Raw genomic sequence first — 23,821 nt, forward strand, 5'->3', positions numbered from 1 at the left:
CCCGTCGCCCGTCAAATAATGGCAGTAGACAAGACTAAAATAAGCATTCCGGCATCATTTTTTCAGCACTTCCTGCCAAAATCATGGCTCTTTTGACCGGGAAAAGGGCAGTCCATGTGGAAATTCCAAATTTTGTGCAGGATCGCCCGTTTTTGACTTCACATTTTTAACGAACACGATATGCATTTTGGGAGTGGGGATACTCGCAGGGGTTCCCCCAATAATTAACATAACGAGGCGTGGCCCATTTGAGGCCATACCCGGGGGAAAGACATGGAGTATTTTATCCAGCAGCTCATCAACGGGCTGACTCTTGGATCGATCTATGGCCTCATCGCTATCGGTTATACGATGGTTTATGGCATTATCGGCATGATCAACTTCGCCCATGGCGACATTTTCATGCTTGGCGGCTTTGCCGCGCTGATCGTTTTTTTGATTGCAACATCGTTTTTCGCCGGCATTCCGGTGGCGCTTCTTCTACTTCTGATGATGATCGTCGCTATGCTGATGACCGGCCTGTGGAACTGGGTGATAGAGCGCGTCGCCTACCGGCCTCTGCGCGGCTCATTCCGTCTCGCACCGCTGATCACCGCCATCGGCATGTCGATCGCGCTGTCCAACTTCATCCAGGTCACCCAGGGGCCGCGCAACAAGCCGATCCCGTCAATGGTGACGGAAAGCTATCATTTCGGCGCCATTACCGTGTCGCTGAAGCAGCTGATCATCATGGTGGTCACCTCGGTTCTGCTTTTCGCCTTCTGGTATATCGTCAACAAGACTCCGCTCGGCCGGGCGCAGCGCGCCACCGAACAGGATCGCAAGATGGCGGCTCTCCTCGGTGTTGATGTCGACAAGACGATTTCCATCACCTTCATCATGGGTGCGGCGCTGGCTGCGGTCGCGGGCACCATGTATCTGATGTATTACGGTGTTGCCTCCTTCAGTGACGGCTTCATTCCCGGCGTCAAGGCGTTCACCGCGGCCGTCCTCGGCGGCATCGGCTCGCTTCCGGGCGCTGTTCTCGGCGGCCTCCTGATCGGCCTCATCGAATCGCTGTGGTCGGCCTATTTCTCCATTGCCTACAAGGATGTCGCGGCTTTCGGCATTCTGGCTTTCGTGCTGATCTTCAAGCCGACCGGCATTCTCGGTCGTCCGGAAGTCGAGAAGGTGTGAACCCATGACCAACATCGCTTCCGAAAATGCCGCTTCCAGCCCGAGCATCATGGCGACGGCTGTGAAGGAGGGCCTGATTGCGGGTGTCATCTCGTTCGGCATGTTCATTCTTTATGTCGGCATCGTCACCTATCAGGACATCAACAACCAGCTGATCTGGGGCACCCGCTGGGGGCTTCTGGCGATCTTCGTCGCTGTGGCCGCCGTTGGCCGTTTCCTTGTGGTCGGCTTCATCAAGCCATCGCTGGACCGGCGCAGGCTTGCCAAGGCAAAAACCGGCATTCTGGAAATCTCCGAGAACAAGGGCTTTTTCCACAAGCACTTCCTCAAGCTGGCGCTGGTTCTGCTGCTGCTTTACCCTGTTATAACAGTGCAATTGTTCGGTTTTCAGGGTTCGTTGAAATTCGTCGACAATTTCGGCATCCAGATCCTCATCTATGTGATGCTGGCCTGGGGCCTCAACATCGTCGTTGGGCTCGCCGGCCTGCTCGATCTCGGTTACGTGGCCTTCTACGCGGTCGGCGCTTATTCCTATGCGCTGCTGTCCAGCCAGTTCGGCCTGTCCTTCTGGGTGCTTCTGCCGCTTGCCGGCATTCTTGCCGGCTTCTGGGGCATCATCCTCGGTTTCCCGGTTCTGAGACTTCGCGGTGACTATCTGGCGATCGTCACGCTCGCCTTTGGTGAAATCATCCGTCTCGTGCTCCTGAACTGGACGGATGTGACCAGGGGCACCTTCGGCATTTCCGGCATCGCCAAGGCTTCCGTCTTCGGTATCTGGTCCTTCGATGTCGGTGCGCCGAACAACTTCGCCAAGGCGTTTGGCCTGTCGATGTCCTCGGCCTATTACAAGATCTTCCTGTTCTACGTGATCCTGCTTCTGTGCATGCTGACGGCCTACGTCACGATCAAGCTGCGCCGTATGCCGATCGGCCGTGCCTGGGAAGCGTTGCGTGAGGACGAAATCGCCTGCCGTTCGCTCGGCATCGATACCGTCATCACCAAGCTCACCGCCTTTGCGACGGGCGCGATGTTCGGTGGTTTCGCCGGTTCGTTCTTCGCCGCGCGTCAGGGTTTCGTGTCGCCGGAAAGCTTCGTCTTCCTCGAATCCGCCGTCATCCTCGCCATCGTCGTGCTTGGCGGCATGGGCTCGCTGACCGGTATTGCCATTGCCGCCCTCGTCATGGTCGGCGGCACGGAGCTTCTGCGCGAAATGGAATTCCTGAAGCACATCTTCGGGCCTGATTTCACGCCGGAACTCTATCGTATGCTGCTGTTCGGCCTCGCCATGGTCATCGTCATGCTGTTCAAGCCGCGCGGCTTCGTCGGCTCGCGTGAACCCACGGCCTTCCTCAAGGAGCGCAAGGCCGTGTCCGGCAGCTTTACCAAGGAAGGTCACGGTTGATGGCTTCCGGAACGATGAACATGACATCCAATGCGACTGGCAATACGACTGGCGACACGATCCTCAAGGTCGAACATCTGTCGATGAAGTTCGGCGGCCTGATGGCCATCAACGACTTCTCCTTCGAAGCAAAGCGCGGTGAGATCACCGCGCTGATCGGCCCCAACGGCGCTGGAAAGACCACGGTTTTCAACTGCATCACCGGCTTCTACAAGCCGACGATGGGCATGATCACCATGCGCCAGCAAAGTGGCGAGGCGCATCTGCTGGAGCGCCTGCCGGATTTCGAAATCACCAAGAAGGCCAAGGTGGCGCGCACCTTCCAGAATATCCGGCTGTTTTCGGGCCTGACGGTTCTGGAAAACCTGCTGGTAGCGCAGCACAATGCGCTGATGAAGGCCTCGGGTTACACCATTCTCGGTCTTCTTGGCCTGCCAGCCTATAAAAAGGCGGTCGCGAGCTCGATCGAAAAAGCCAAGTACTGGCTGGACAAGGCCGATCTGACCGACCGCGCCGACGACCCCGCCGGTGATCTGCCCTATGGCGCGCAGCGTCGTCTGGAAATCGCCCGTGCCATGTGCACGGGGCCGGAACTTCTGTGCCTCGATGAGCCGGCCGCCGGTCTCAACCCGAAGGAATCGCTGGCGCTCAACACGCTGCTGCGCGGCATCCGCGATGAAGGCACGTCGCTGCTCCTCATCGAGCATGACATGTCCGTGGTGATGCAGATTTCCGACCATGTGGTGGTTCTGGAATATGGCCAGAAGATTTCCGACGGCACGCCGGACCATGTGAAGAACGACCCGAAGGTCATCGCCGCCTATCTGGGTGTCGAGGATGATGAAGTGGAAGACGTGATTGCGGAAGAACTCGACGGAGGAGCGGCCTGATGTCCGGTGAACCGCTTCTGAAAGTCCAGGGTGTCGAAACCTATTATGGCAATATCCGCGCGCTCGCCGGTGTCGATGTCGAAGTCAACAAGGGTGAAATCGTCAGCCTGATCGGCGCCAATGGCGCCGGCAAGTCGACGTTGATGATGACAATCTGCGGCAGCCCGCAGGCCCGTGCCGGTCAGGTGATCTTCGACGGCGAGGACATTACCCAGCTGCCGACGCACCTGATCGCCCGCAAGCGCATTGCCCAGTCGCCCGAAGGCCGGCGGATTTTCCCGCGCATGACGGTGCTGGAAAACCTGCAGATGGGCGCCAATCTCGACAACCTGAAATATTTCAAGGAAGACGTCGAGAAGATCTTCGTGATGTTCCCGCGCCTGAAGGAACGCCAGAGCCAGCGCGGCGGCACGCTTTCCGGCGGCGAGCAGCAGATGCTCTCCATCGGCCGCGCGCTGATGGCACGGCCGAAGCTCTTGCTGCTCGACGAACCGTCGCTGGGTCTCGCGCCGCTGATCGTCAAGGGCATCTTCGAGGCGATCAAGAAACTCAACCAGGAGGAAGGGCTGACCGTCTTCCTGGTGGAGCAGAATGCCTTTGCCGCGCTGAAGCTTTCTGACCGCGCTTACGTGATGGTCAACGGCAAGGTGACGATGAGCGGTTCGGGCAAGGAACTGCTGGCTGATCCGCAGGTGCGCGCCGCTTATCTGGAAGGCGGACGGCACTGAAAGATTTTACTTGCGCCGCAAATTTTGCGGCGCAAAACTGCACACGGTGTTCAGCCGAATTCTTCGGGATCAGGGCGGGACGCAAACAATAAAATGCCCACCGGCAAACGGCGGGACGACAGACAAGGCAGGGCCTGGGCATTTTCGCCCGGCGCTGATGGGGAAAGAGATGCAGGGCCTTTTTTTCGAGACGGATAGCGGCGTGCGTTATGTTCTGCGCGCACTGGTTGTTCTTCTGGGTTTCTGGACGGCATGGCGCACGGGCAAATCCGTGGCCGATGGCTGGGGCGATTATACGCGTGTGGTAATCTATACGCTGGCATTGGGGCTGGTGATGCGCTTCCTGCATCACGCGCTCTTCAACGGGCCGTTCATCAACGGCTTTTATTACGTGTTTGACGTCGTTCTTCTTCTGGTCTTTTCCAGCATCGGTTTCCGCATGCGCCGGACAAGCCAGATGGTCAATAACTACTATTGGCTTTACGATCGCACGTCGGCATTTTCCTACAAGAAGAAAGATTGACAGGCGGATTTTTCCGGCTGCACAATGCTCGTCAGAGTGGAACGGTTTCTGTTCGGTTAAGGTGGGTACCGAACAGGTCCTTGCAATCAACCCATCCAAGGAACTGGGAGTAAAGTAATGAAGAAGTCTCTTCTTTCCGCTGTCGCGCTGACCGCCATGGTCGCCTTCGGCGGTTCGGCCTGGGCCGATGTCGTGATCGCTGTCGGCGCACCGCTGACCGGCCCGAACGCTGCTTTTGGCGCTCAGATCCAGAAGGGTGCCGAACAGGCTGCGAAAGACATCAATGCCGCCGGCGGCATCAATGGCGAGCAGATCAAGATCGTGCTGGGTGACGACGTATCCGACCCGAAGCAGGGTATTTCGGTTGCCAATAAATTCGTTGCCGACGGCGTGAAATTCGTCATCGGTCACTTCAACTCCGGCGTTTCCATTCCGGCTTCCGAAGTTTATGCCGAAAACGGCATTCTCGAAGTGACGCCGGCCGCAACCAACCCGGTCTTTACCGAGCGTGGCCTGTGGAACACCTTCCGCACCTGCGGTCGTGACGACCAGCAGGGTGGCATTGCCGGCAAGTATCTGGCCGACCACTTCAAGGACGCCAAGATCGCCGTCATTCACGACAAGACCCCCTATGGTCAGGGCCTTGCCGATGAAACCAAGAAGGCAGCCAATGCCGCCGGCCTGACGGAAGTCATGTATGAAGGCGTCAATGTCGGCGACAAGGATTTCTCGGCGCTGATTTCGAAAATGAAGGAAGCTGGCGTTTCGGTCATCTATTGGGGTGGCCTGCACACCGAAGCCGGTCTGATCATCCGTCAGGCGGCCGATCAGGGCCTGAAGGCAAAGCTGATCTCGGGTGACGGCATCGTCTCGAACGAACTGGCTTCCATCGCCGGTGACGCCGTCGAAGGCACGCTCAACACCTTCGGCCCCGATCCGACGCTGCGCCCGGAAAACAAGGAACTGGTCGAGAAGTTCAAGGCCGCCGGCTTCAACCCGGAAGCCTACACGCTCTACTCCTATGCAGCCCTGCAGTCGATCGCAGGCGCGGCAAAGGCCGCCGGTTCCGTTGAGCCGGAAAAGGTTGCCGAAGCCCTGAAGTCGGGCACCTTCCCGACTGCACTCGGTGACATCTCCTTCGACGAGAAGGGCGACCCGAAGCTTCCGGGCTACGTCATGTACGAGTGGAAGAAGGGCGCGGACGGCAAGTTCACCTACGTCCAGCAGGGCAGCTAAGCCTTTCTGCGATACACGATCGAAGCCCGGCAGCGATGCCGGGCTTTTTTGTTTGCGACGATGTCTTATCGCCATGGCCCGCCACACTGGAGACAACAAGGCGCGAAACAAACATCTCGCGAAACTGCGATGAGGGGCAGCAACGACGATGAAGCGGGTCTTGTTTCTGTTCCTTGGTCTGGCTGCGCTGGCGGCGGTGCTCTTCGGCCTGCACCTCTTCAGCAAAGCGCGGACGATGCAATCATTCGGAACAATCATCGCGCGGGTCGAAACAGCAAAGCCCTTGGTGGCGCTGACATTCGATGACGGACCTTCGGCGGGCTTCACGCAGGGTGTTCTGGCGGTCCTCAGGCAACGCGGAGTGAAGGCGACGTTTTTCCTGACGGGCAGGGAGACCGAAGAAAACCTGCCGCAGGCGCGTATGATCGTCGACGAAGGACATCAGGTCGGCAACCACAGCTTTACGCATTCCAACATGACGCTGATGGGGACGGCGCGCATAAGTGAGGAAATCGAGCGCACCGATACGGCGATTCGGGCGGCGGGTTATGAAGGCGAGATCATGTTCCGCCCGCCCTATGGCAAGAAGCTGCTGACTTTGCCCTGGTATCTTTCCCGGCATGAGCGGACAACCATCATGTGGGATGTCGAGCCGGAATCGTTTCCTGATGTCGCCGGAGACACGGCTGCCTTTGCAAAACATGTGATCGAGCAAACACAAAATGGCTCGATCATCATCATGCATGTCATGTACCGAAGCCGCGAAATATCCCGGCAGGCCCTGCCCCTGATCATCGACGGTCTGCGTCAACGCGGGTTTGAGTTCGTCACCGTTTCGCAATTGCTGGACAGTCGCTGAGGCCAGTGTTGCTGCGTGCAGGTGCCGTTCAGCCGATCCGCGTCAGGATAAAATCTGCACGTTCTGCGATGCCCGATTTCGGGAGCACGACGGTGTCGTAGCCAAGCGCGTCATAGTCGCGGAGCAGACGCTCGTATTCCTCCACCGCCGCATCGAAATCGTGCCGGCGCTCATCATCGCCACGGTAGATTTCCGGCCAGGGCGGGGTGAGGAAAACCAGCCTGTTGTAGCGATGCGCATGGCGCAATGTATCGATAAAAGCATCGCCGCTGACATGGCGCAGCGCGGAGGCCGCGTCAATCAGGCCACGGTCGAAGAAGACGAGGCCATCCGGCGGCGCCGTTTGCCGGTCTTCGAGTGCCATGGCGATGGCACGGCGGGCGAAGGCTTCGATGTCGACCCACGGCAGGGCGGTGCCGTTGTTACGGGTTTCTTCGATGACGATGCGGCGGCCGGGTTCCTCGACGGTGGCAAAACCGCGCCGGGATAGTTCGGCAAGCAGGGTGGATTTGCCGCCACCGGAGCAGCCGGAAAGGATGATGAAACGGTTCATGGGTGTTTGTTCCTGTGTTGGGTTCAGCGGATCGGACGGCGATTTTGGATGGTGGTTTGCCGCTTGTTTCTTCTCCCCGAGGGGGAGAAGGTGGCCCGAAGGGTCGGAAGAGGGGGCAACGTTGCCGGACTTCAGAGGGCTTGCCCCCTCATCCCGCTGCCGCGGACTTCTCCCCGGCGGGGAGAAGAAACAAGCGGCCGCCGCTCGTCCGGAATTGGCTGCTCTGGGGGATGTCAGCAGCAGCCTAACGCATCACGCGAGGAAATTCACCCCTGATGCAGAACATGCGCCGCTTTGACGGCCGCCGACGCGCGGTTTTCGACGCCGAGCTTCACATAGATCTGTTCCAGATGTTTGTTCACCGTTCTCGCGGAAAGGCCGAGAATATCGCCGATATCGCGGTTGGATTTGCCCTTGGCGATCCACAGCAGCACTTCCGATTCCCGCGCGGTGAGGGAGAAATGCTCGCGCAACAGGTGGTCGTCGGATTTCTCGCTGGCGGCGGTGAGGCGAAAGAGGAATTCATCCGGCCCCATGGCGCCGAGGAATGACAGTTGCAGGGCAGGCCGCCCGGCGTCGGTGATCGTCAGCGGCACGTCGCGACCGGTTTCCGCTGCCGCTCGTTCTCCGAGCCAGCGGCCGATATGGGTGACGACGGTTTCCATGCCGTCATCGCGGCCGGTGGCGGCGTTGACGAGCCGGGTCGCCTGCGGTGTGGACCAGTGGATGGCGCCGCTGGCGCGCACGGCAAGCAGGTGGCGGCCGGCGGCATCGAGCGCCACGCGGGCGCTCTGGGCCGAGCGGGCATTGGAAAGGTGCACGCGGATGCGGGCACGCAACTCGTCTATATTGATCGGCTTGGTCAGATAATCGACACCGCCGGATTCAAGCGCCCGCACCACATGTTCGGTCTCCGTCAGCCCGGTCATGAAGATGACAGGCACCTGCGCCACCGCCGCATTGGCCTTCAGGCGTCGGCAGGTCTCGAAACCGTCCATGGTGGGCATGACGGCGTCGAGCAGGATGATATCGGGCGTGATGCGTTCGGCAATGTTGAGCGCGGCCTGTCCCGAGGTGGCGATCAGCGCCGAAAAGCCGGACTGTTCCAGCGCATCGGTGAGGAAGCCGAGCGCTTCCGGGCTGTCATCCACCAGCAGGACGATGTCTCTTGGAGCCGCTGTTGCCTGAGCGCTCATGGGTTGCCATCTCCCGTGTCTTTATCCGCAAACCGTTTGAGAAAATGCGCGTAACCGGCCAGATCGAAGGCCTGCACATAGGTGCCAAGCTCCTGCGTGAAGGGCAGGTTTTCCGTGTTGCGGGCGAGATCGGCGAGTTTCGCCTCAATGCCGCGTATGTAGCCGATTTCGCCGAGCTGCTGCAAATCCCTGATATGGATAGCGCCCGGATGGATGATCCGTGCAACCGGCTGCGGAGCGGGTTCCGGGGGCATGTCCGTATCGTAAATCCATTTCAGGCCGAGATGCACGGCAAGCCTGTCGCAAAGGTGGCGGATATCGACCGGCTTGGCGATGGCGTCGTTGTGGTTGTCTTCGCCCGCGCCTGCCACGGTGCCATCGCCGATATTGGCCGAGAGCATGATAAGCGGGGCGGTCTGGCCGGCCTCACGCAGTTTCGTCACAAGCTGCCAGCCGCTCATGCCGGGCATGGAAATATCGATGAGGAAAAGATCAGGCTTTACGCCTTCGATGAGCGTCAGGCATTCCGGCCCGCTTTGTGCCGTCAGCACCACAAAATCGAGCGGTGAGAGCACCTGTCGCATCAGTTCGCGATGATCCTCATTGTCGTCGACCACAACGATGGTGCGGCGCGGGCCGGAATAGGAGCGGATGGTCTTTTCCGGCGCAGGCGCCGTGCTTGGTCGGTGCACGGCTGACAGCATCAATCGGACGCGGAAGGTGGAGCCCTCATCCTTTTCACTGGAAACGGAAATCTCGCCGCCGAGTGTGTTGGTCAGGAGCCGTGTGATGGTGAGGCCAAGGCCGAGCCCCGGCATTGGGCGCACGCTCTCGGCCTCGCCGCGCTGGAAGGGTTCGTAGATGCGGGCGAGATCCTTTTGTGCGATGCCACGGCCGGTGTCGGACACCGTGAAGCTTGCCACCTGGCTGCGATAGGCGACATCGAAGGTGACTGCGCCATCATCGGTGAATTTGATGGCGTTGGAGAGCAGGTTGACGAGGATCTGGCGCAGCCGCTTTTCATCGGTGCGGACATATTGCGGCAGGGCCCGCGACCGGTCATGGCGGAATTCCAGCCCCTTGGCCTGCGCCTGAGGGCGGAACATGTCGACGATCTGGTCGAGGAAATCCTGGATATTGATCTCGTTGGAATAGACCTGCAGGCGGCCGGCCTCGATCTTGGAAATATCGAGAAGCCCGTCGATCAGGCCCGACAGGTGATCGGCCGAGCGGCGAATGACCTTGATCGCCGATTGTCGGGGAGGGGGAATGGTATCGTCGCGCTCGAGAATTTGGGCATAGCCCAAGACGGCGTTGAGCGGCGTGCGCAATTCGTGGCTGAGGCCCACCACATAACGGCTCTTGGCGCGGTTGGCGGCCTCGGCTGTCTCCTTGGCGTCCTGAAGGGCGGCATCGGTTTTCTTGTGGGCGGCGATTTCCTTGAGCAGCAATGTGTTCTGGCGGGAAGATTCCTCTTCCGCCACGACGCGGCTGTCATGGGCAAGCACGAGGAACCAGCAGACGATGCCGGCAATGACGGCGAAGACGAAAAACACGATGAGGATGGTGCGGTTCACCACATCGGCCGTTGCCGGCGAGGCGGTGCCGACCTGATGGGCGATCATCGCCAATATGCCGCCGATGGCGGTGACGGCAATCGCCGCCGCCATGCCGTAGCGCCCCAGCCGCGTGGCGAGCTTTGCCACCAGTTGTGCGGGCAGGAAGGATTTCGCGACGGTGGCGACCTGATAATTCAGTTTGGCCTTCGGCTTGCACATGTCATGGCAGCGGCTGTCCAGTGAGCAGCAGAGCGAACAGATCGGCGCGGCATAGGCCGGACACCACGCCATGTCTTCCGGTTCGAACGGGTGTTCACAGATCGAGCAGGTGATGCTGCTTTCTTCACGCCATTTCTGGCGCGGTTTGCGGGCGAGATAAAATTTGCCCTTCGTGCCCCAGGCGATGAGTGGCGAGGCGATGAAGGCGACGATCAGCGTCAGATAGGGCGCGAGCGATGCGGCAAGCGGGCCGAAGGCGCCGAAATGCGCCATCAGCGCAATGGTGGCCGAAAGCGCCATGGAGCCGACGCCGACAGGATTGATATCGTAGAGATGGGCGCGCTTGAACTCGATGCCCGGCGGGGCAAGGCCAAGCGGCTTGTTGATGAAGAGATCGGCGGAAATGGTGCACAGCCATGCCATGGCGATGATGGAGAATATGCCGAGCGTTTCTTCCAGCAGCCGGTAGATGCCGAGTTCCATCAACAGCAGCGCGATCGCCACATTGAACACCAGCCAGACGACGCGGCCGGGATGGCTGTGGGTGAGGCGGGAGAAGAAATTCGACCAGGCGAGCGAGCCGGCATAGGCGTTCATGACGTTGATCTTCAGCTGCGAGACGACCACGAAGGCGACCATCAGCAGCATTGCTGCCGTCTGATTGGGGATCATGTAGCCGAAAGCGGTCAGATACATCTGCGCTGGATCGGCGGCGCGATCCACCGAGACGCCGGAGCTGAAGGTCAGTACCACCAGGAAGGAGCCGGCGAGCAGCTTCGGCACGCCGACGACGACCCAGCCGGCACCGGCGAGGAAGACGGCGATGCGGTGGCGCAGGCGACTCTGGCCTTCGGCCGGCAGGAAGCGCAGGAAATCTACCTGTTCGCCGATCTGCGACATCAGCGCAAGAATGACGGCAGAGGCTGCGCCGAACTCCACCAGATTGAAATCTGCCACCGTTCCCGGCGGGCCGGAGGCGTGGTGGATGCCGGCAAAGGCGCGCCATAGGTCGTATTTTTCCCAGTCCATCAGGGCGATGAAGATGAAGGGCAGGACGTTGAGAATGATCCAGAAGGGCTGGGTAATGATCTGGAAACGGCTGATGAGGCGCACACCGTGGGTGACAAGCGGAATGACCATGACGGCGGAAATGATGTAGCCGATCCAGAGCGGAATGCCGAGCGCCAGTTCCAGCGCCCCGGACATGATCGACGCCTCGATGGCGAACAGCATGAAGGTGAAGGCCGCATAGATGAGCGAGGTGATGGTGGAGCCGATGTATCCGAAACTTGCGCCGCGCGTCAAAAGATCGATATCGACGCCGTGGCGGATGGCATAACGGCTGATCGGCAGGCCGACGGCAAGCATGACGATGGCGGCGACGAGGATGGCGTAAAAGGCATTAGTAGTGCCGTAGGACAGTGTGATGGCCCCGCCGATGGCTTCCAGTGCGAGGAACGAAATCGCGCCGATGGCGGTGTGGGAAATGCGGTTGGAGGAAAATTGCCGGGCGCTTTTGGCGGTGAAGCGCAGCGCATAATCTTCCAGCGTCTGGTTGGCGACCCAGCGATTATATTCGCGCCTGACGGGGATGATGCGTTGCCGTGCGGCCATGCCTATCGAGCGCCTTTCCGCAACGGGCCTCTCACAGCCGCACCGACATGCCGCCATCCACCGTCAGCACGTGGCCGTTGACGAAGGAGGCCGCATCGCTGGCCAGAAACAGGGCCGCACCGGCGATTTCATCCGGCCGGCCCCAACGCTCCAGCGGCACGCGCAGCTTGGCGAAAGCCACCATCTCAGGGTTTTCGGCAAGGGCGGCATTGGTTTGCGTGGCGAACATGCCGGGTGCGATGGCGTTGCTGGTGATGCCGCGTGCGCCATATTCCACGGCAATCGCCCGCATCAGCCCGGTCAGCCCCTGTTTGGCGACGGGATAGATCGCATCCCCCGGCCGAACGATATGGCCGAGAATGGAGGTGATGGTGATGATGCGGCCGTAACCATTGATGTTCATGGCCTCTGCCGCATCGCGTGACAGCGAGATGGAGGAGGTGAGATCGGTGCGGATCAACTCCAGCACATCCTCGTCGGTAAATTCGGCAAGTGGGCGGCGGTCACGCGCGCCGACATTGTTGACGAGGATATCGAGGTGGCCGAACTCGTCCATGATGCGGCGGACAAGCGCGCTGCCGGCGGTCGTATCGGCGATATCGAAGGCGGCGTAATCGGCCTTGCCGCCGGCCTTGCGCAGCGTGTCGACCGCCTGTTCCAGCGTTTCGGCATTGCGGCCGGTCAGCCACACATGGGCGCCCGCTTCGGCAAAGGCGCTGGCGATTTCGAAACCGAGGCCGCGGCCGCTGCCGGTGATGATGGCCGTGCGGTTTTCGAGAGAGAATTTCTGGAGAATGCCCATCGCTCACCTTCTTGCTTGACGTGCCGAAACTTCTTGGAGTTCGCGAAGGAAGAATATGCCGCGTGGGGCAGAGAGCGAAAGGTCGCCCGTCCGGCCCGGCCGTTCGGTGGACAGAAAAATGGCGCCGCCCGGTTCGGGGCGACGCCATTTTTTGCTTATCAGGCAGCGGCCGACTTTGCGAGCGGCACTTCTGCGATCGTCTTCAGAACGACGGAAGCGATCTGGTAGGGGCAACCCTGAGAGTTCGGGCGACGGTCTTCGAGGTAACCACGGTAACCGTTGTTGACGAAGGAATGCGGAACGCGGATCGACGCGCCACGGTCTGCCACGCCGTAGGAGAACTTGTTCCACGGAGCGGTTTCGTGCTTGCCGGTCAGGCGCAGATGGTTGTCCGGACCGTAAACGTCGATGTGCTCCTGCCAGTTCTTGGCGAAAGCGGCCATGAGGGCTTCGAAATAGTCCTTGCCGCCAACTTCACGCATGAACTTGGTGGAGAAGTTGCAGTGCATGCCCGAGCCGTTCCAGTCGGTATCGCCGAGCGGCTTGCAATGGAATTCGACGTCGATGCCGTACTGTTCGCACAGACGCAGCAGCAGGTAACGGGCGATCCAGATCTGGTCGGCGGCGCGCTTGGAGCCCTTGCCGAAAATCTGGAATTCCCACTGGCCCTTGGCCACTTCGGCGTTGATGCCTTCGTGGTTGATGCCGGCTTCGAGGCAGAGATCGAGGTGCTCTTCAACGATTTCACGAGCAACCGAACCGACGTTCTTGAAACCGACGCCGGTGTAATACGGGCCCTGCGGAGCCGGGTAACCCTGTTCCGGGAAGCCGAGCGGGCGGCCGTCCTGGTAGAAGAAATATTCCTGTTCGAAACCGAACCATGCATCCTCGTCCTCGACGATGGTGGCGCGGCTGTTCGAGGCATGCGGGGTGACGCCATCGGGCATCATGACTTCGCACATGACGAGTGCACCGTTGGTGCGGGCCGGGTCGGGATAGATCGCAACGGGCTTCAGCACGCAATCCGACGAATGGCCTTCAGCTTGCTGGGTGGACGAGCCATCAAAACCCCAGAGCGGCAGCTGCTCGAGTGTCGGGAATTCGTCGAATTCCTTGACCTGTGTCTTGCCGCGCAGGTTGGCGACCGGCTTGTATCCATCCAGCCAGATGTACTCGAGTTTGAACTTAGTCATTACGAACCTCTCATAGGTAAAAATGCGAAGCCTTGAGGCTTCCGTGGCTTTCGCCGCCGGAAGCGCATTCGCGTTCAAGGGCTGACCCCTTAGATGCATGCCGCGTGCCAGATTGGCGATGTTTCGCAAATTCTTCGAAAAATCTTTCAGAGGCTCTGGAACGCAAAGGCTGCGATATTGCGCGAAGCCGGTCCTGTTGCACTGCGGAAGGCAAATTTAACCCTCATGTTTCATCATTGAATCCTGATAGATAGCCGGCGTCCCGGCATGAAATGCCCTGTTGCGGTGCAATGATTTCAATTGCGCGCGACGGATCGGCATTTGCCCCAAAAACCGGCGCTCTCGGAATGGTTTTTCTTGCTGATTGGCCGATTAGTGCCTATATTTTTCGCAACGTGATTTTTTTTTAATCAAACGGAGCGAATCCGGCCTTTGCGGGTTTGCTTCATAACCAAAGTGCTTCGATGCAAACAGAGTGAGATGGTCGAAATGGCAACTGGCTTTCATCGCGAGACGGCAACGATCTATCAATTCCCGGTTGGCGGGCGCGCGGGGCTTTCCAAGTTCCACAATAGCGCGCTGAGCGAGCTTGAGCGTCAGGCACGCGAGCCGCATGTGGATTTCGGCTCCTGGTATCATGATGACGCGATCCGCGACGAAGAGCGGGACGGCAAGCCGCATTCCTGATGTGTCGCACCTCTGATGTGAAACGGTGCCGCGCATTTCTTCTCCCCGAGGGGGAGAAGGTGGCCCGAAGGGTCGGATGAGGGGGCTAGCTCTCCGTATATCTCGACCGTTACCCCCTCATCCCGCTGCCGCGGACTTCTCCCCGGCGGGGAGAAGAAACAAGTTGAGATGTCTCGCTCCACTCGTAAGTTAAGCTTGTCTACCCCCCACTGCACCTTTCGCCACCCCGCCTACGTCAATTGACGTATACGGTTTCGCATCCGCGAGATCGATAGTCCCTCCCAGCAGCGGCCGCTGATGCCGCTGAGCCTCCGCAGGAGGCCAACAAGGAGAGGGGTTCTTCCGATGACATTCCGCAAGACGCTTAGTGCCGCGCTGCTTGGCGCGATCCTGTCCACCACCGCCTTCCATGGCGCCTTTGCCGCCGACGACACCATCAAGGTCGGCGTGCTGCATTCGCTGTCCGGCACCATGGCGATTTCAGAGACAACGCTGAAAGACGCCATGCTGATGCTCATCGACGAGCAGAACAAGAAGGGCGGCGTGCTCGGCAAGAAGCTTGAAGCCGTGGTGGTCGATCCGGCTTCCGACTGGCCGCTATTTGCCGAAAAGGCCCGCCAGCTGATTTCGCAGGACAAGGTCGCCGCCGTCTTTGGCTGCTGGACGTCTTCGTCGCGCAAATCCGTGCTGCCGGTGTTCGAAGAGCTGAATTCGCTGCTGTTCTACCCCGTGCAATATGAGGGTGAAGAATCCTCCCGCAATATCTTCTACACGGGTGCTGCCCCCAACCAGCAGGCCATTCCGGCTGTTGATTATCTCGCCAGCACCGAAGGTGTCGAGCGCTGGGTTCTGGCCGGCACGGACTATGTCTATCCGCAGACCACCAACAAGATCCTGAAGGCCTACCTGATGTCGAAGGGCGTCAAGGAAGAGGACATCATGATCAACTACACGCCGTTCGGTCATTCCGACTGGCAGACGATCGTGTCCGACATCAAGAAATTCGGCTCGGCTGGCAAGAAGACCGCCGTGGTTTCCACCATCAATGGTGACGCCAATGTGCCGTTCTACAAGGAACTGGCAAACCAGGGCGTCAAGGCCGAGGATATTCCGGTCGTCGCCTTCTCGGTGGGTGAAGAAGAGCTGGCCGGTCTCGATACCGCGCCGCTGGTCGGCCACCTTGCCGCCTGGAACTACTTCCAGTCCGTCGATACCGAGGTCAATGCCGAATTCATCAAGACCTGGCATGCCTTTACCAAGAACGACAAGCGCGTGACCAACGACCCGATGGAAGCCGCCTATATCGGCTTCAACGCCTGGGTAAAGGCCGTCGAATCCGCCGGCACGACGGAGACGGACAAGGTTCTCGACTCGATCATCGGCGTTTCCGTGCCGAACCTTTCGGGCGGTTACTCCACTGTCATGCCGAACCACCACATCACCAAGCCGGTGCTGATCGGCGAAATTCAGGCCGATGGCCAGTTCGAGATCGTGCAGCAGACACCGCAGGTGGTGGGGGATGAATGGTCGGATTATCTGCCGGACTCGAAGGATCTGATTTCGGATTGGCGGAAGCCGATGTCTTGCGGGAACTTTAATGTGGCCAGTGGGAAGTGCGGCGGTAAGGGTAGCTGATTAGCCCCGGGGGATGATGCCGCTCCCTCTTCGTTGGGGGCGGTGCTTCAATAGTTGAAAACTGAACAAGCGTGCCCCCCTCTGCCCTGCCGGGCATCTCCCCCACAGGTGGGGAGATCGACTCGTGGCGAGGCCCCGCATTTCTCTTCGGTCGAGATAGAGCGATGCGAGCGCACCTTGCCGATCTCCCTCCTTGTGGGGGAGATGCCCGGCAGGGCAGAGGGGGGTGAGCGGCACCCACAGACGTCGCTTTTACTGGAAACGCCCTAAGGACCCCGACATGACGATCCGATCTTTTCTCGGAGCCATCTTCCTCTGGCTCACCCTGGGGATCGCAGCCCAATCCTTCGCGCAAAGCGATCCGAAGGCGCTGATCGACCAGCTCGGCACGGCTGATTTCAAACAGGCCGAAACGCTGATTGGCCAGATTGCCGCCACGGGCGACGCGCGTGTCGTGCCGGCGCTCGAGGCTTTCGCGGCGGGCGATCTTTACGTGCGCAAGGCCGACAATCTGGTGTTCATGACGAAACCTGAAGGCTCCAGCTTCACGCTCATCGACCCACTGACCGGTGAAAGCGCCGGTGAAGCACCGAAGGCGGCCGTTACCAAGATCAGGGTCAATAACAATCTGCGCCGGGTCATCCGCGCTGCGATGGGCGGCCTGACGCTGCTCAGCCCGGAACGCTCCGTGCGGCTTTCCGCGGCAGACGCGGTTCTGAAAGCGCCGAGTGCTGAAAATCTCGAATTGCTAGAAGCGGCCATATCAAAGGAAACGGACAAAGAGGTGCGAACCCGGATGGAGGAAGCGCGGGCTGTCTCGCTGCTCTCCTCGGACCGTCCGCTCGACCAGAAGAAAGATGCGATTGCCACCATCAAGAGCCTTGGGGGGCGCGATGCGATCGGCATTCTGATGGCGGCGTCCTCTTCCGTGGATCAGAGCCTGAAACCCGACATAGACGAGGCGATTTCCAGCATTGAAAGCGCGCTTGCCTTCTGGGATTACGCCCAGAATGTCTGGTACGGCCTGTCGCTCGGTTCCGTGCTGCTGCTCGCCGCCATTGGCCTTGCCATCACCTTCGGCGTGATGGGCATCATCAACATGGCGCATGGCGAGATGGTGATGATCGGTGCTTACTCCACCTTCATGGTGCAGGAGGTGATCCGCAGCCATTTCCCCGGCCTGTTTGACTGGTCGCTGGCGATTGCCCTGCCGGCCGCCTTTCTGGTGACGGGTTTTGTCGGCCTGGTGATGGAGCGCGGCGTCATCCGCTTCCTCTATGGGCGGCCGCTGGAAACGCTGCTTGCCACCTGGGGCATCTCGCTCATCCTGCAACAGGGCGTGCGCTCCATCTTCGGCCCCACCAACCGGGAAGTCGGCAGTCCGAGCTGGATGTCCGGCTCCTTCAGCGTCGGTTATCTCAACTTCACCTGGAACCGGGTATGGATCGTCTGCTTCTCGCTCTCGGTGTTCTTCGCGCTGCTGGTGCTGCTGAAACGCTCCGCCTTTGGCCTGCAGATGCGCGCCGTGACGCAGAACCGCCGCATGGCCTCTTCCATGGGCATCCGCACCCCTTGGGTGGATGCCTTCACCTTCGCGCTTGGTTCGGGCGTTGCCGGTCTTGCCGGCGTAGCGCTGTCGCAGATCGACAATGTCTCACCCAATCTCGGCCAGAGCTACATCATCGACAGTTTCATGGTGGTGGTGTTCGGCGGTGTCGGCAACCTCTGGGGAACGCTGGTCGGCGCGCTGTCGCTCGGCGTGCTCAACAAGTTTCTCGAGCCGACGGTGGGCGCCGTGCTCGGCAAGATCCTCGTGCTTGTCCTCATCATCCTGTTCATCCAGAAGCGGCCGCGCGGTCTCTTCGCACTCAAGGGAAGGGCGATCGAAGCATGATTACCGGCTTCCTCCTGCGCGCGCTCGATCGCCGCATCTCCATCGCCATCGGCATCATCCTTGCCATCGCCGTGCTGGTGCCGGCCTCCAACCTGCTATTGCCAGCCGACAGCGCGTTCCGCATCCCGACCTACATCATGTCGATGCTCGGCAAATATCTGGCCTATGCGCTCTTGGCGCTGGCGCTTGATCTGGTCTGGGGTTATTGCGGCATTCTCTCGCTCGGCCATGCCGCCTTCTTCGCGCTCGGCGGTTATGCCATGGGCATGTATCTGATGCGGCAGATCGGCACGCGCGGGGTTTATGGTCATCCGGTGCTGCCTGATTTTATGGTGTTCCTCAACTGGAAGGAACTGCCGTGGTTCTGGCAGGGCTTCGACATGTTCTGGTTTGCGGCGCTGATGGTGCTTGTCGTGCCGGGGCTGCTCGCCTTCGTGTTCGGCTGGTTCGCCTTCCGCTCGCGCGTCAACGGCGTTTATCTCTCCATCATCACCCAGGCCATGACCTATGCGCTGCTGCTCGCCTTCTTCCGCAATGATATGGGTTTCGGCGGCAATAATGGCCTCACCGATTTCAAGGATATTCTCGGCTTTTCCGTGCAGGCGGATGGCACACGCGCCGTGCTGTTTGCCGTAACCGCCGTGATGCTGGCGATCTCGCTGCTGATCGCGTCAGGCATCGTCAATTCCAAATTCGGCAAGGTGCTGGTGGGCGTGCGGGATGCCGAAAGCCGGGTGCGCTTCCTCGGTTTCCGGGTGGAAAACATCAAGCTTTTCACCTTTGTCGTGTCTGCCATGATGGCGGGTATTGCCGGTGCGCTGTTCGTGCCGCAGGTGGGCATCATCAATCCCGGCGAATTTTCGCCCGCCAACTCCATTGAAGTGGTGGTGTGGACGGCGGTGGGCGGTCGCGGCACGCTGATCGGGCCGATCCTCGGCGCTGTTCTCGTTAATGGCGGCAAGAGCTATTTCACCGGTGCCTTTCCTGAATTCTGGCTGTTCGCGCTGGGTGGTCTCTTCATCGCGGTGACGCTGTTCTTTCCCAAGGGCATTGTCGGCACCCTGCAGCATTATCTCGCAGGGCGTCGCGAAAAGCGCGTTGCCCGGGCGCTGAGCGTTGGTGAGCAGCCGGGCAATGACAGCGCGGTTGCGCAACAGGCAGCGGAGTAAGCCCATGAACACGGTTTCCGAAAACAGAACCAAAAGCCTGCTTTATCTCGATGGTGTCTCCGTTTCCTTCGATGGCTTCAGGGCGCTGAATTCCCTGTCCTTCGTGGTGGAACCGGGCGAACTGCGCGCCATCATCGGCCCGAATGGCGCAGGCAAGACGACGATGATGGATATCATCACCGGCAAGACGCGGCCGGATACCGGCACGGTGCTGTTCGAAGACAGCATCGACCTCACCAAAAAGGACGAGGCGGATATTGCCCAGCTCGGCATCGGCCGAAAATTCCAGAAGCCGACGGTATTCGAAAGCCACACCGTCTGGGATAATCTGGAACTGGCGCTGAACCGCAAGCGCGGCGTGTTCGCCACGCTGTTCTACCGGCTGACGCAAGAGGACAAGGCCCGCATCGAGGAAATCCTCGCCACCGTGCGGCTTGGCCACCGCCGGGGCGACCTCGCCGCCAATCTCTCGCACGGGCAGAAACAGTGGCTGGAGATCGGCATGCTGCTCGCACAGGAGCCGAAGCTGCTGCTGGTGGACGAGCCGGTGGCGGGCATGACGGATGCGGAAACGGCCGAAACTGCGGTGCTGTTGAAAGAAATCGCCAAGACCCGTTCGGTTGTGGTGGTGGAACACGACATGGGTTTCATCCGCGAGCTGGGCGTGAAGGTGACGTGTCTTGCCGAAGGCTCGGTGCTGGCGGAAGGGTCGATCGATTTTGTGTCCAGCGATCCGAAGGTGATCGAGAATTATCTGGGGCGGTGATGGAGGCGGGTGTCACAAGGACATTTGGGCGTTTGCCGCTGTGGATCCTCGGGTCAAGCCCGAGGATGACGGCAGGGGGTATGTTGTCAGCAGTGCCCCATTCTCCGCCGTCATCCTCGGGCTTGACCCGAGGATCCACCCCCAAGCCCTCAGCCAAACTCCTCATAAAGATCACGCCATTCCGGATTAAAATCTTCAATCAGCTTGATTTTCCAGTCGCGATACCAGCGCTTCAACGATTTCTCCCGCTGGATGGCGGTGCCGATGCTCATATGCTCCTCATACCAGACGAGGCGCGTACATCCATAACGACTGGTAAAACCTTCCGTCAGGCCCTCGCGGTGTTCGTAGATTCGCTGCTCGAGGTTGGACGTGACGCCGATGTAGAGCGTTCCGTGTCTGCCGCTCGTGACGATGTAAACGAAGCCGGTCATGGTGGGCTCCCGGAGGTGGATCCTCGGGTCAAGCCCGAGGATGACGGGTGGGGTGTGGTTACGTCTGGAGCTTATACCTGCAATGTTGCACGAACATTCTTTCACCCTGACGTCCCACAGTCAGGGCGAAATCTCGATGTGGTGGCGTCGTTTTCCGTCCCGCGCCTAGCTATATCATCCTCGGGCTTGACCCGAGGATCCACAATCCGCTCCCCGATGAAGCTACAGGTGGCACCATGCTGACAGTCGAAAACATCAACCTCCACTACGGCGCCGCCCAAGCGCTCCGCGGCGTTTCGCTTAATGCAGAGATGGGCAAGATCACCTGCGTTCTCGGCCGCAACGGTGTGGGCAAAAGCTCGCTTTTGCGCGCCGTCACCGGCCAGCAGGCCACCAGTGCCGGGACGATCAGTTTCGGCGGCGCGGCGCTGGATGGGCTGGCGCCTTACCAGCGGGCGAAGCGTGGTGTCGGTTATGTGCCGCAGGGGCGTGAAATCTTTCCGCTACTCAGCGTTCAGGAAAATCTGGAAAGCGGTTATGCGCCGCTGCCGCGCAGGGAACGGTTCATCCCGGATGATATTTTCAGCCTGTTTCCGGTGCTGCAATCCATGCTGTCACGGCGCGGCGGCGATCTCTCCGGCGGCCAGCAGCAGCAGCTCGCCATCGGCCGGGCGCTGGTAACGCGGCCGAAAATCCTCGTGCTCGATGAGCCGACCGAGGGCATCCAGCCGTCGATCATCAAGGATATCGGCCGGGCGATCAAATATCTGCGCGATTCCACCGGCATGGCGATCCTGCTGGTCGAGCAATATCTGGACTTCTGCCGTGAGCTTGCGGATTACGTCTACATCATGGATCGCGGCGAAATCGTGCATGAGGGGCTGGCCGAAACGCTGGATACCCCGGAAGCGCGGCGTCATCTGACAGTATAAATCGAGACTAAAAATACCGCACGCCGATCACGGCGTGCAAACGGCCGATTAATATTTTGAAAGCCTATGCGCCTGAGCATAGCTTTTATGCGCAATTTTAGCATTTCGTTGAATAAAAGCCTGTGATATTGGCAGCGCAAATGCTGCATGCGAGACACAGGAAAAGTCTATTCGCACGCCGCGACAGTTGATCCCTTACATTCCATGCACCTCCGACGTATCGTCGGAGACATAGTGCCAATAAAGGCGTGTCAATGATTCCAGACTTTGCAATTGGCCGGGCTGCCCGGTTTTTCCGCTCCGCCCGCACCGTCATTCTGGGCATTGCGATATGCGCAAGCGCTGGTGCCGCAGCGTCGGCATCGACCTGCGGTCAGCTCCCCGGACCCGGCATGGAGCCAGGTCGGCATGATTTTTCCATTCTCTCTAACGGGCAGAAACGCGACGGCGTCTATTTTGTTCCCTCTGCCTATGACGGAAAAAAGCCGGTGCCGGTGGTATTCGATTTCCATGGCTCCAACAGCAATCCGCACGGTCAGTTGAACCGCAGCGGCTGGGACAAGCTGGCCGAGCGTGATGGTCTGATGGTTGTGGCGCTGGCCGGCAGTCTGAACGGCGAATTGCCCGGCACCCATGCCTGGAACGTGCCGGGCGTTACCACGCGTCCCGGCGGGCTGGATGAGGTGGGTTTCATTCGCAATGCGATTGACATGGTCAAGGGCAAATTCTGCGTGGATGAAGAGCGCTTTTATGGTTCCGGTTATTCCGGCGGCGGGCGCATGCTGTCGCAATTCATCTGCAATGGCAGCGCGGATTTCACCGCCGCCGGCTTTGTCGCCTCGCTGCGCGCGGGTTATCCGCTGGAGACCGAAGGCAAATGGGGCCCGGATGCGGCAAGCTGCCAGCCGGCACGGCCGATGTCGATCATCGCCTTTGCCGGGCTGAAGGACCCTGCCAATCCCTATCAGGGCGGCGGCAAATCCTACTGGCAATATGGCGGCGAGACGGCGCTGAAGCGCTGGGCCGAAATGGATGGCTGCAAGGGCGCTGCCAAAAGCAAGGTGGGCGAGAGCTTCACCGTTAATTCTTACGATGTCTGCAAGGCTGGTGCGCGCATCCAGTCCTATGTCATCGAAAACTGGGACCATGCCTGGCCGCGCGCCACCATGAAGGCCGAAGTGCTGGCCGCGAGCGCCGTCGTTACCCGCAAGCCGGGCGGCGAGCAGACGCCGAAGGCGGAACCCGCCGTGGAGCGCAAGATGCCCACAGGCGAAGTGACGCGCACGGTTGATGCGGCTGAAAGAATGTGGGACTTCTTCCGCAACACGGAAGGGCAGCTGGTGGTGGACGCCGTCGTCAAGAAGGATTGTGGCGCAAAGGCCGCGTCCGCTTCCGCAAGTACATCGGAGACCGCGTGCAGCAGCAACAGCAAGCCATCGGCCCTTCCGGTTGTGAAGACGCTCAACAGCCTGTCCGGCAGCAGCGCGCCCGTGGCAGAGGACGCATTGTAACCAAGGCGGTTGAAGGGCGCAGCCGGCTGGACGAACTGTTTCAGGAAGGCTGCGCCAAAATCCGACTGCCGGATACGTTTTCAAACGAAGCCGAGGCCATTCTCATCAATTCCTCCGGCGGGCTGACCGGCGGAGACGAAATAGAATGGCAGGCCACCGCCGGTGCCGGCACCTCGCTGGTGGTGACAACGCAGGCCTGCGAGAAGGTCTACAAGGCATCATCAGGCACAGCCACCGTCACCGCCCGCGTTTCGGCCGGGCCGGGTGCAAAACTGCACTGGCTGCCGCAGGAAACCATCCTCTTCGACCGGGCTTCCCTGACCCGAAGGCTGGAAGCCGATCTCGACCAGTCTTCCGAATTCATCGCCGTCGAAGCCGTGTTACTTGGCCGCCAGGCCATGGGCGAGATGATGACGCATGGCCTTTTTCGTGACCGCTGGCGCATTCGCCATGGCGGCAAGCTGGTGCATGCCGAAGAGCTTCTGCTTGAGGGCGAGGTGGCGGAGCTGACCGCGAAGACGGCGGTTCTGGCCGGTCAGGTGGCCTTCGCCACTCTTCTCTATATCGGGCCTCTCGCCGAGGCGCTTCTGCCTAAAATCCGGGCGATTGCCGGTGAAAGCGGCGGTGCCAGCGAATGGCAGGGCAAGCTTGTCGTACGTGTCTCCGCGGCGGATGGTTTCTCCCTCAGAAAATTGCTTTTTCCAATCATTTCGCTCTTGCGAAACGGCGCGCCAGTGCCGAAAGTCTGGAATCTGTAACCTCCGGATCGCCCGCGACAGGCGACCTTCCGGGGTCTGTCAAACAAGTCGGACCTGTTCCCCGAAACCCTCAGTGGTTTGTGGT

At 60.0% G+C, this 23,821-nt stretch carries 21 protein-coding genes; 15 read left to right on the plus strand and 6 right to left on the minus strand.

Features of this window, described 5'->3' with window-relative positions; translation table 11 throughout:
• Positions 1-273: 273 nt before the first annotated feature.
• The 7 genes from M0412_RS00790 (at position 274) to M0412_RS00820 (ending at position 6,814) form a co-directional block, all read left to right on the plus strand.
• A complete protein-coding gene (locus tag M0412_RS00790; protein WP_269701801.1) occupies positions 274-1,176 on the plus strand; it encodes a branched-chain amino acid ABC transporter permease in 903 nt (300 codons plus the stop codon).
• Between the two features lie 4 nt (positions 1,177-1,180).
• Positions 1,181-2,578: a high-affinity branched-chain amino acid ABC transporter permease LivM gene (gene livM, locus M0412_RS00795; RefSeq protein ID WP_269701803.1), complete on the plus strand. Its 1,398-nt coding sequence runs from the start codon at positions 1,181-1,183 to the stop codon at positions 2,576-2,578.
• Positions 2,578-3,468 carry an ABC transporter ATP-binding protein gene (locus tag M0412_RS00800; RefSeq protein ID WP_142840526.1) on the plus strand — a complete coding sequence of 297 codons (891 nt, stop codon included), beginning with the start codon at positions 2,578-2,580 and terminating at the stop codon, positions 3,466-3,468. The genes livM and M0412_RS00800 overlap by 1 nt, the downstream gene beginning before the upstream one ends.
• Positions 3,468-4,196 (plus strand): ABC transporter ATP-binding protein, encoded by a 729-nt coding sequence (locus M0412_RS00805; RefSeq protein WP_046797799.1) that lies wholly within the window; start codon positions 3,468-3,470, stop codon positions 4,194-4,196. Before M0412_RS00800 ends, M0412_RS00805 begins: the two co-directional genes overlap by 1 nt.
• Positions 4,197-4,365: 169 nt before the next feature.
• Entirely contained in the window at positions 4,366-4,719 is a 354-nt protein-coding gene (locus tag M0412_RS00810) for a DUF6867 family protein (RefSeq protein WP_142840524.1), read from the plus strand.
• Positions 4,720-4,836: 117 nt separating this feature from the next.
• Complete coding sequence (locus tag M0412_RS00815) at positions 4,837-5,955, plus strand: branched-chain amino acid ABC transporter substrate-binding protein (RefSeq protein WP_142840523.1); 1,119 nt, start codon at positions 4,837-4,839, stop codon at positions 5,953-5,955.
• Between the two features lie 148 nt (positions 5,956-6,103).
• Positions 6,104-6,814 (plus strand): polysaccharide deacetylase family protein, encoded by a 711-nt coding sequence (locus M0412_RS00820; protein WP_269701821.1) that lies wholly within the window; start codon positions 6,104-6,106, stop codon positions 6,812-6,814.
• A 28-nt stretch (positions 6,815-6,842) separates the two neighbouring features.
• Here the strand turns inward: M0412_RS00820 and M0412_RS00825 are convergent, their stop codons facing one another.
• The 5 genes from M0412_RS00825 to M0412_RS00845 form a co-directional block, all read right to left on the minus strand.
• A complete protein-coding gene (locus M0412_RS00825) occupies positions 6,843-7,367 on the minus strand; it encodes an AAA family ATPase (protein WP_269701823.1) in 525 nt (174 codons plus the stop codon).
• A 266-nt stretch (positions 7,368-7,633) separates the two neighbouring features.
• Positions 7,634-8,563, minus strand: coding sequence for a response regulator (locus tag M0412_RS00830; RefSeq protein ID WP_269701825.1), 930 nt, complete (start codon positions 8,561-8,563; stop codon positions 7,634-7,636).
• Entirely contained in the window at positions 8,560-11,955 is a 3,396-nt protein-coding gene (locus tag M0412_RS00835) for an ATP-binding protein (protein ID WP_269701827.1), read from the minus strand. The genes M0412_RS00830 and M0412_RS00835 overlap by 4 nt, the downstream gene beginning before the upstream one ends.
• 31 nt (positions 11,956-11,986) lie before the next feature.
• A complete protein-coding gene (locus M0412_RS00840) occupies positions 11,987-12,757 on the minus strand; it encodes an SDR family oxidoreductase (protein ID WP_269701829.1) in 771 nt (256 codons plus the stop codon).
• A gap of 158 nt (positions 12,758-12,915) precedes the next feature.
• Positions 12,916-13,950 carry a glutamine synthetase beta-grasp domain-containing protein gene (locus M0412_RS00845; protein ID WP_142840517.1) on the minus strand — a complete coding sequence of 345 codons (1,035 nt, stop codon included), beginning with the start codon at positions 13,948-13,950 and terminating at the stop codon, positions 12,916-12,918.
• A gap of 480 nt (positions 13,951-14,430) precedes the next feature.
• Here M0412_RS00845 and M0412_RS00850 point away from each other — a divergent pair, with 480 nt between their 5' ends.
• From M0412_RS00850 to urtD, 5 genes are all read left to right on the plus strand, one after another.
• Positions 14,431-14,637 carry a DUF2735 domain-containing protein gene (locus M0412_RS00850; RefSeq protein WP_161991263.1) on the plus strand — a complete coding sequence of 69 codons (207 nt, stop codon included), beginning with the start codon at positions 14,431-14,433 and terminating at the stop codon, positions 14,635-14,637.
• 345 nt (positions 14,638-14,982) lie between these two features.
• A complete protein-coding gene (gene urtA, locus M0412_RS00855; protein WP_269701832.1) occupies positions 14,983-16,272 on the plus strand; it encodes an urea ABC transporter substrate-binding protein in 1,290 nt (429 codons plus the stop codon).
• Positions 16,273-16,552: 280 nt separating this feature from the next.
• Complete coding sequence (gene urtB / locus M0412_RS00860) at positions 16,553-18,166, plus strand: urea ABC transporter permease subunit UrtB (protein ID WP_269701834.1); 1,614 nt, start codon at positions 16,553-16,555, stop codon at positions 18,164-18,166.
• On the plus strand, positions 18,163-19,335 hold the full coding sequence (gene urtC, locus M0412_RS00865; RefSeq protein ID WP_269701836.1) for an urea ABC transporter permease subunit UrtC: 1,173 nt from the start codon (positions 18,163-18,165) through the stop codon (positions 19,333-19,335). The genes urtB and urtC overlap by 4 nt, the downstream gene beginning before the upstream one ends.
• Before the next feature lie 4 nt (positions 19,336-19,339).
• Positions 19,340-20,101, plus strand: coding sequence for an urea ABC transporter ATP-binding protein UrtD (gene urtD / locus M0412_RS00870; protein WP_006314997.1), 762 nt, complete (start codon positions 19,340-19,342; stop codon positions 20,099-20,101).
• Between the two features lie 149 nt (positions 20,102-20,250).
• Here urtD and M0412_RS00875 read toward each other — a convergent pair whose 3' ends face one another.
• Positions 20,251-20,535, minus strand: a complete 285-nt coding sequence (locus M0412_RS00875) for a GIY-YIG nuclease family protein (RefSeq protein ID WP_110756268.1) — start codon at positions 20,533-20,535, stop codon at positions 20,251-20,253.
• Between the two features lie 236 nt (positions 20,536-20,771).
• Here M0412_RS00875 and urtE point away from each other — a divergent pair, with 236 nt between their 5' ends.
• From urtE to M0412_RS00890, 3 genes are all read left to right on the plus strand, one after another.
• Entirely contained in the window at positions 20,772-21,467 is a 696-nt protein-coding gene (gene urtE, locus M0412_RS00880) for an urea ABC transporter ATP-binding subunit UrtE (RefSeq protein ID WP_142840511.1), read from the plus strand.
• Between the two features lie 254 nt (positions 21,468-21,721).
• Positions 21,722-22,978, plus strand: a complete 1,257-nt coding sequence (locus tag M0412_RS00885; RefSeq protein WP_269701843.1) for a PHB depolymerase family esterase — start codon at positions 21,722-21,724, stop codon at positions 22,976-22,978.
• Positions 22,882-23,736: an urease accessory protein UreD gene (locus M0412_RS00890; RefSeq protein WP_269701845.1), complete on the plus strand. Its 855-nt coding sequence runs from the start codon at positions 22,882-22,884 to the stop codon at positions 23,734-23,736. The genes M0412_RS00885 and M0412_RS00890 overlap by 97 nt, the downstream gene beginning before the upstream one ends.
• Positions 23,737-23,821 lie beyond the last annotated feature (85 nt).

This window comes from Agrobacterium sp. O3.4, from assembly GCF_041414895.1.
Taxonomy (GTDB): Bacteria; Pseudomonadota; Alphaproteobacteria; order Rhizobiales; family Rhizobiaceae; genus Agrobacterium; species Agrobacterium cucumeris.

Bases quoted from the DNA above. Each gene is read 5' to 3' on its own strand.
- M0412_RS00790 (WP_269701801.1), top strand. From the start codon at position 274: ATGGAGTATTTTATCCAGCAGCTCATCAACGGGCTGACTCTTGGATCG.
- livM (WP_269701803.1), top strand. From the start codon at position 1,181: ATGACCAACATCGCTTCCGAAAATGCCGCTTCCAGCCCGAGCATCATG.
- M0412_RS00800 (WP_142840526.1), top strand. From the start codon at position 2,578: ATGGCTTCCGGAACGATGAACATGACATCCAATGCGACTGGCAATACG.
- M0412_RS00805 (WP_046797799.1), top strand. From the start codon at position 3,468: ATGTCCGGTGAACCGCTTCTGAAAGTCCAGGGTGTCGAAACCTATTAT.
- M0412_RS00810 (WP_142840524.1), top strand. From the start codon at position 4,366: ATGCAGGGCCTTTTTTTCGAGACGGATAGCGGCGTGCGTTATGTTCTG.
- M0412_RS00815 (WP_142840523.1), top strand. From the start codon at position 4,837: ATGAAGAAGTCTCTTCTTTCCGCTGTCGCGCTGACCGCCATGGTCGCC.
- M0412_RS00820 (WP_269701821.1), top strand. From the start codon at position 6,104: ATGAAGCGGGTCTTGTTTCTGTTCCTTGGTCTGGCTGCGCTGGCGGCG.
- M0412_RS00825 (WP_269701823.1), bottom strand. From the start codon at position 7,367: ATGAACCGTTTCATCATCCTTTCCGGCTGCTCCGGTGGCGGCAAATCC.
- M0412_RS00830 (WP_269701825.1), bottom strand. From the start codon at position 8,563: ATGAGCGCTCAGGCAACAGCGGCTCCAAGAGACATCGTCCTGCTGGTG.
- M0412_RS00835 (WP_269701827.1), bottom strand. From the start codon at position 11,955: ATGGCCGCACGGCAACGCATCATCCCCGTCAGGCGCGAATATAATCGC.
- M0412_RS00840 (WP_269701829.1), bottom strand. From the start codon at position 12,757: ATGGGCATTCTCCAGAAATTCTCTCTCGAAAACCGCACGGCCATCATC.
- M0412_RS00845 (WP_142840517.1), bottom strand. From the start codon at position 13,950: ATGACTAAGTTCAAACTCGAGTACATCTGGCTGGATGGATACAAGCCG.
- M0412_RS00850 (WP_161991263.1), top strand. From the start codon at position 14,431: ATGGTCGAAATGGCAACTGGCTTTCATCGCGAGACGGCAACGATCTAT.
- urtA (WP_269701832.1), top strand. From the start codon at position 14,983: ATGACATTCCGCAAGACGCTTAGTGCCGCGCTGCTTGGCGCGATCCTG.
- urtB (WP_269701834.1), top strand. From the start codon at position 16,553: ATGACGATCCGATCTTTTCTCGGAGCCATCTTCCTCTGGCTCACCCTG.
- urtC (WP_269701836.1), top strand. From the start codon at position 18,163: ATGATTACCGGCTTCCTCCTGCGCGCGCTCGATCGCCGCATCTCCATC.
- urtD (WP_006314997.1), top strand. From the start codon at position 19,340: ATGAACACGGTTTCCGAAAACAGAACCAAAAGCCTGCTTTATCTCGAT.
- M0412_RS00875 (WP_110756268.1), bottom strand. From the start codon at position 20,535: ATGACCGGCTTCGTTTACATCGTCACGAGCGGCAGACACGGAACGCTC.
- urtE (WP_142840511.1), top strand. From the start codon at position 20,772: ATGCTGACAGTCGAAAACATCAACCTCCACTACGGCGCCGCCCAAGCG.
- M0412_RS00885 (WP_269701843.1), top strand. From the start codon at position 21,722: ATGATTCCAGACTTTGCAATTGGCCGGGCTGCCCGGTTTTTCCGCTCC.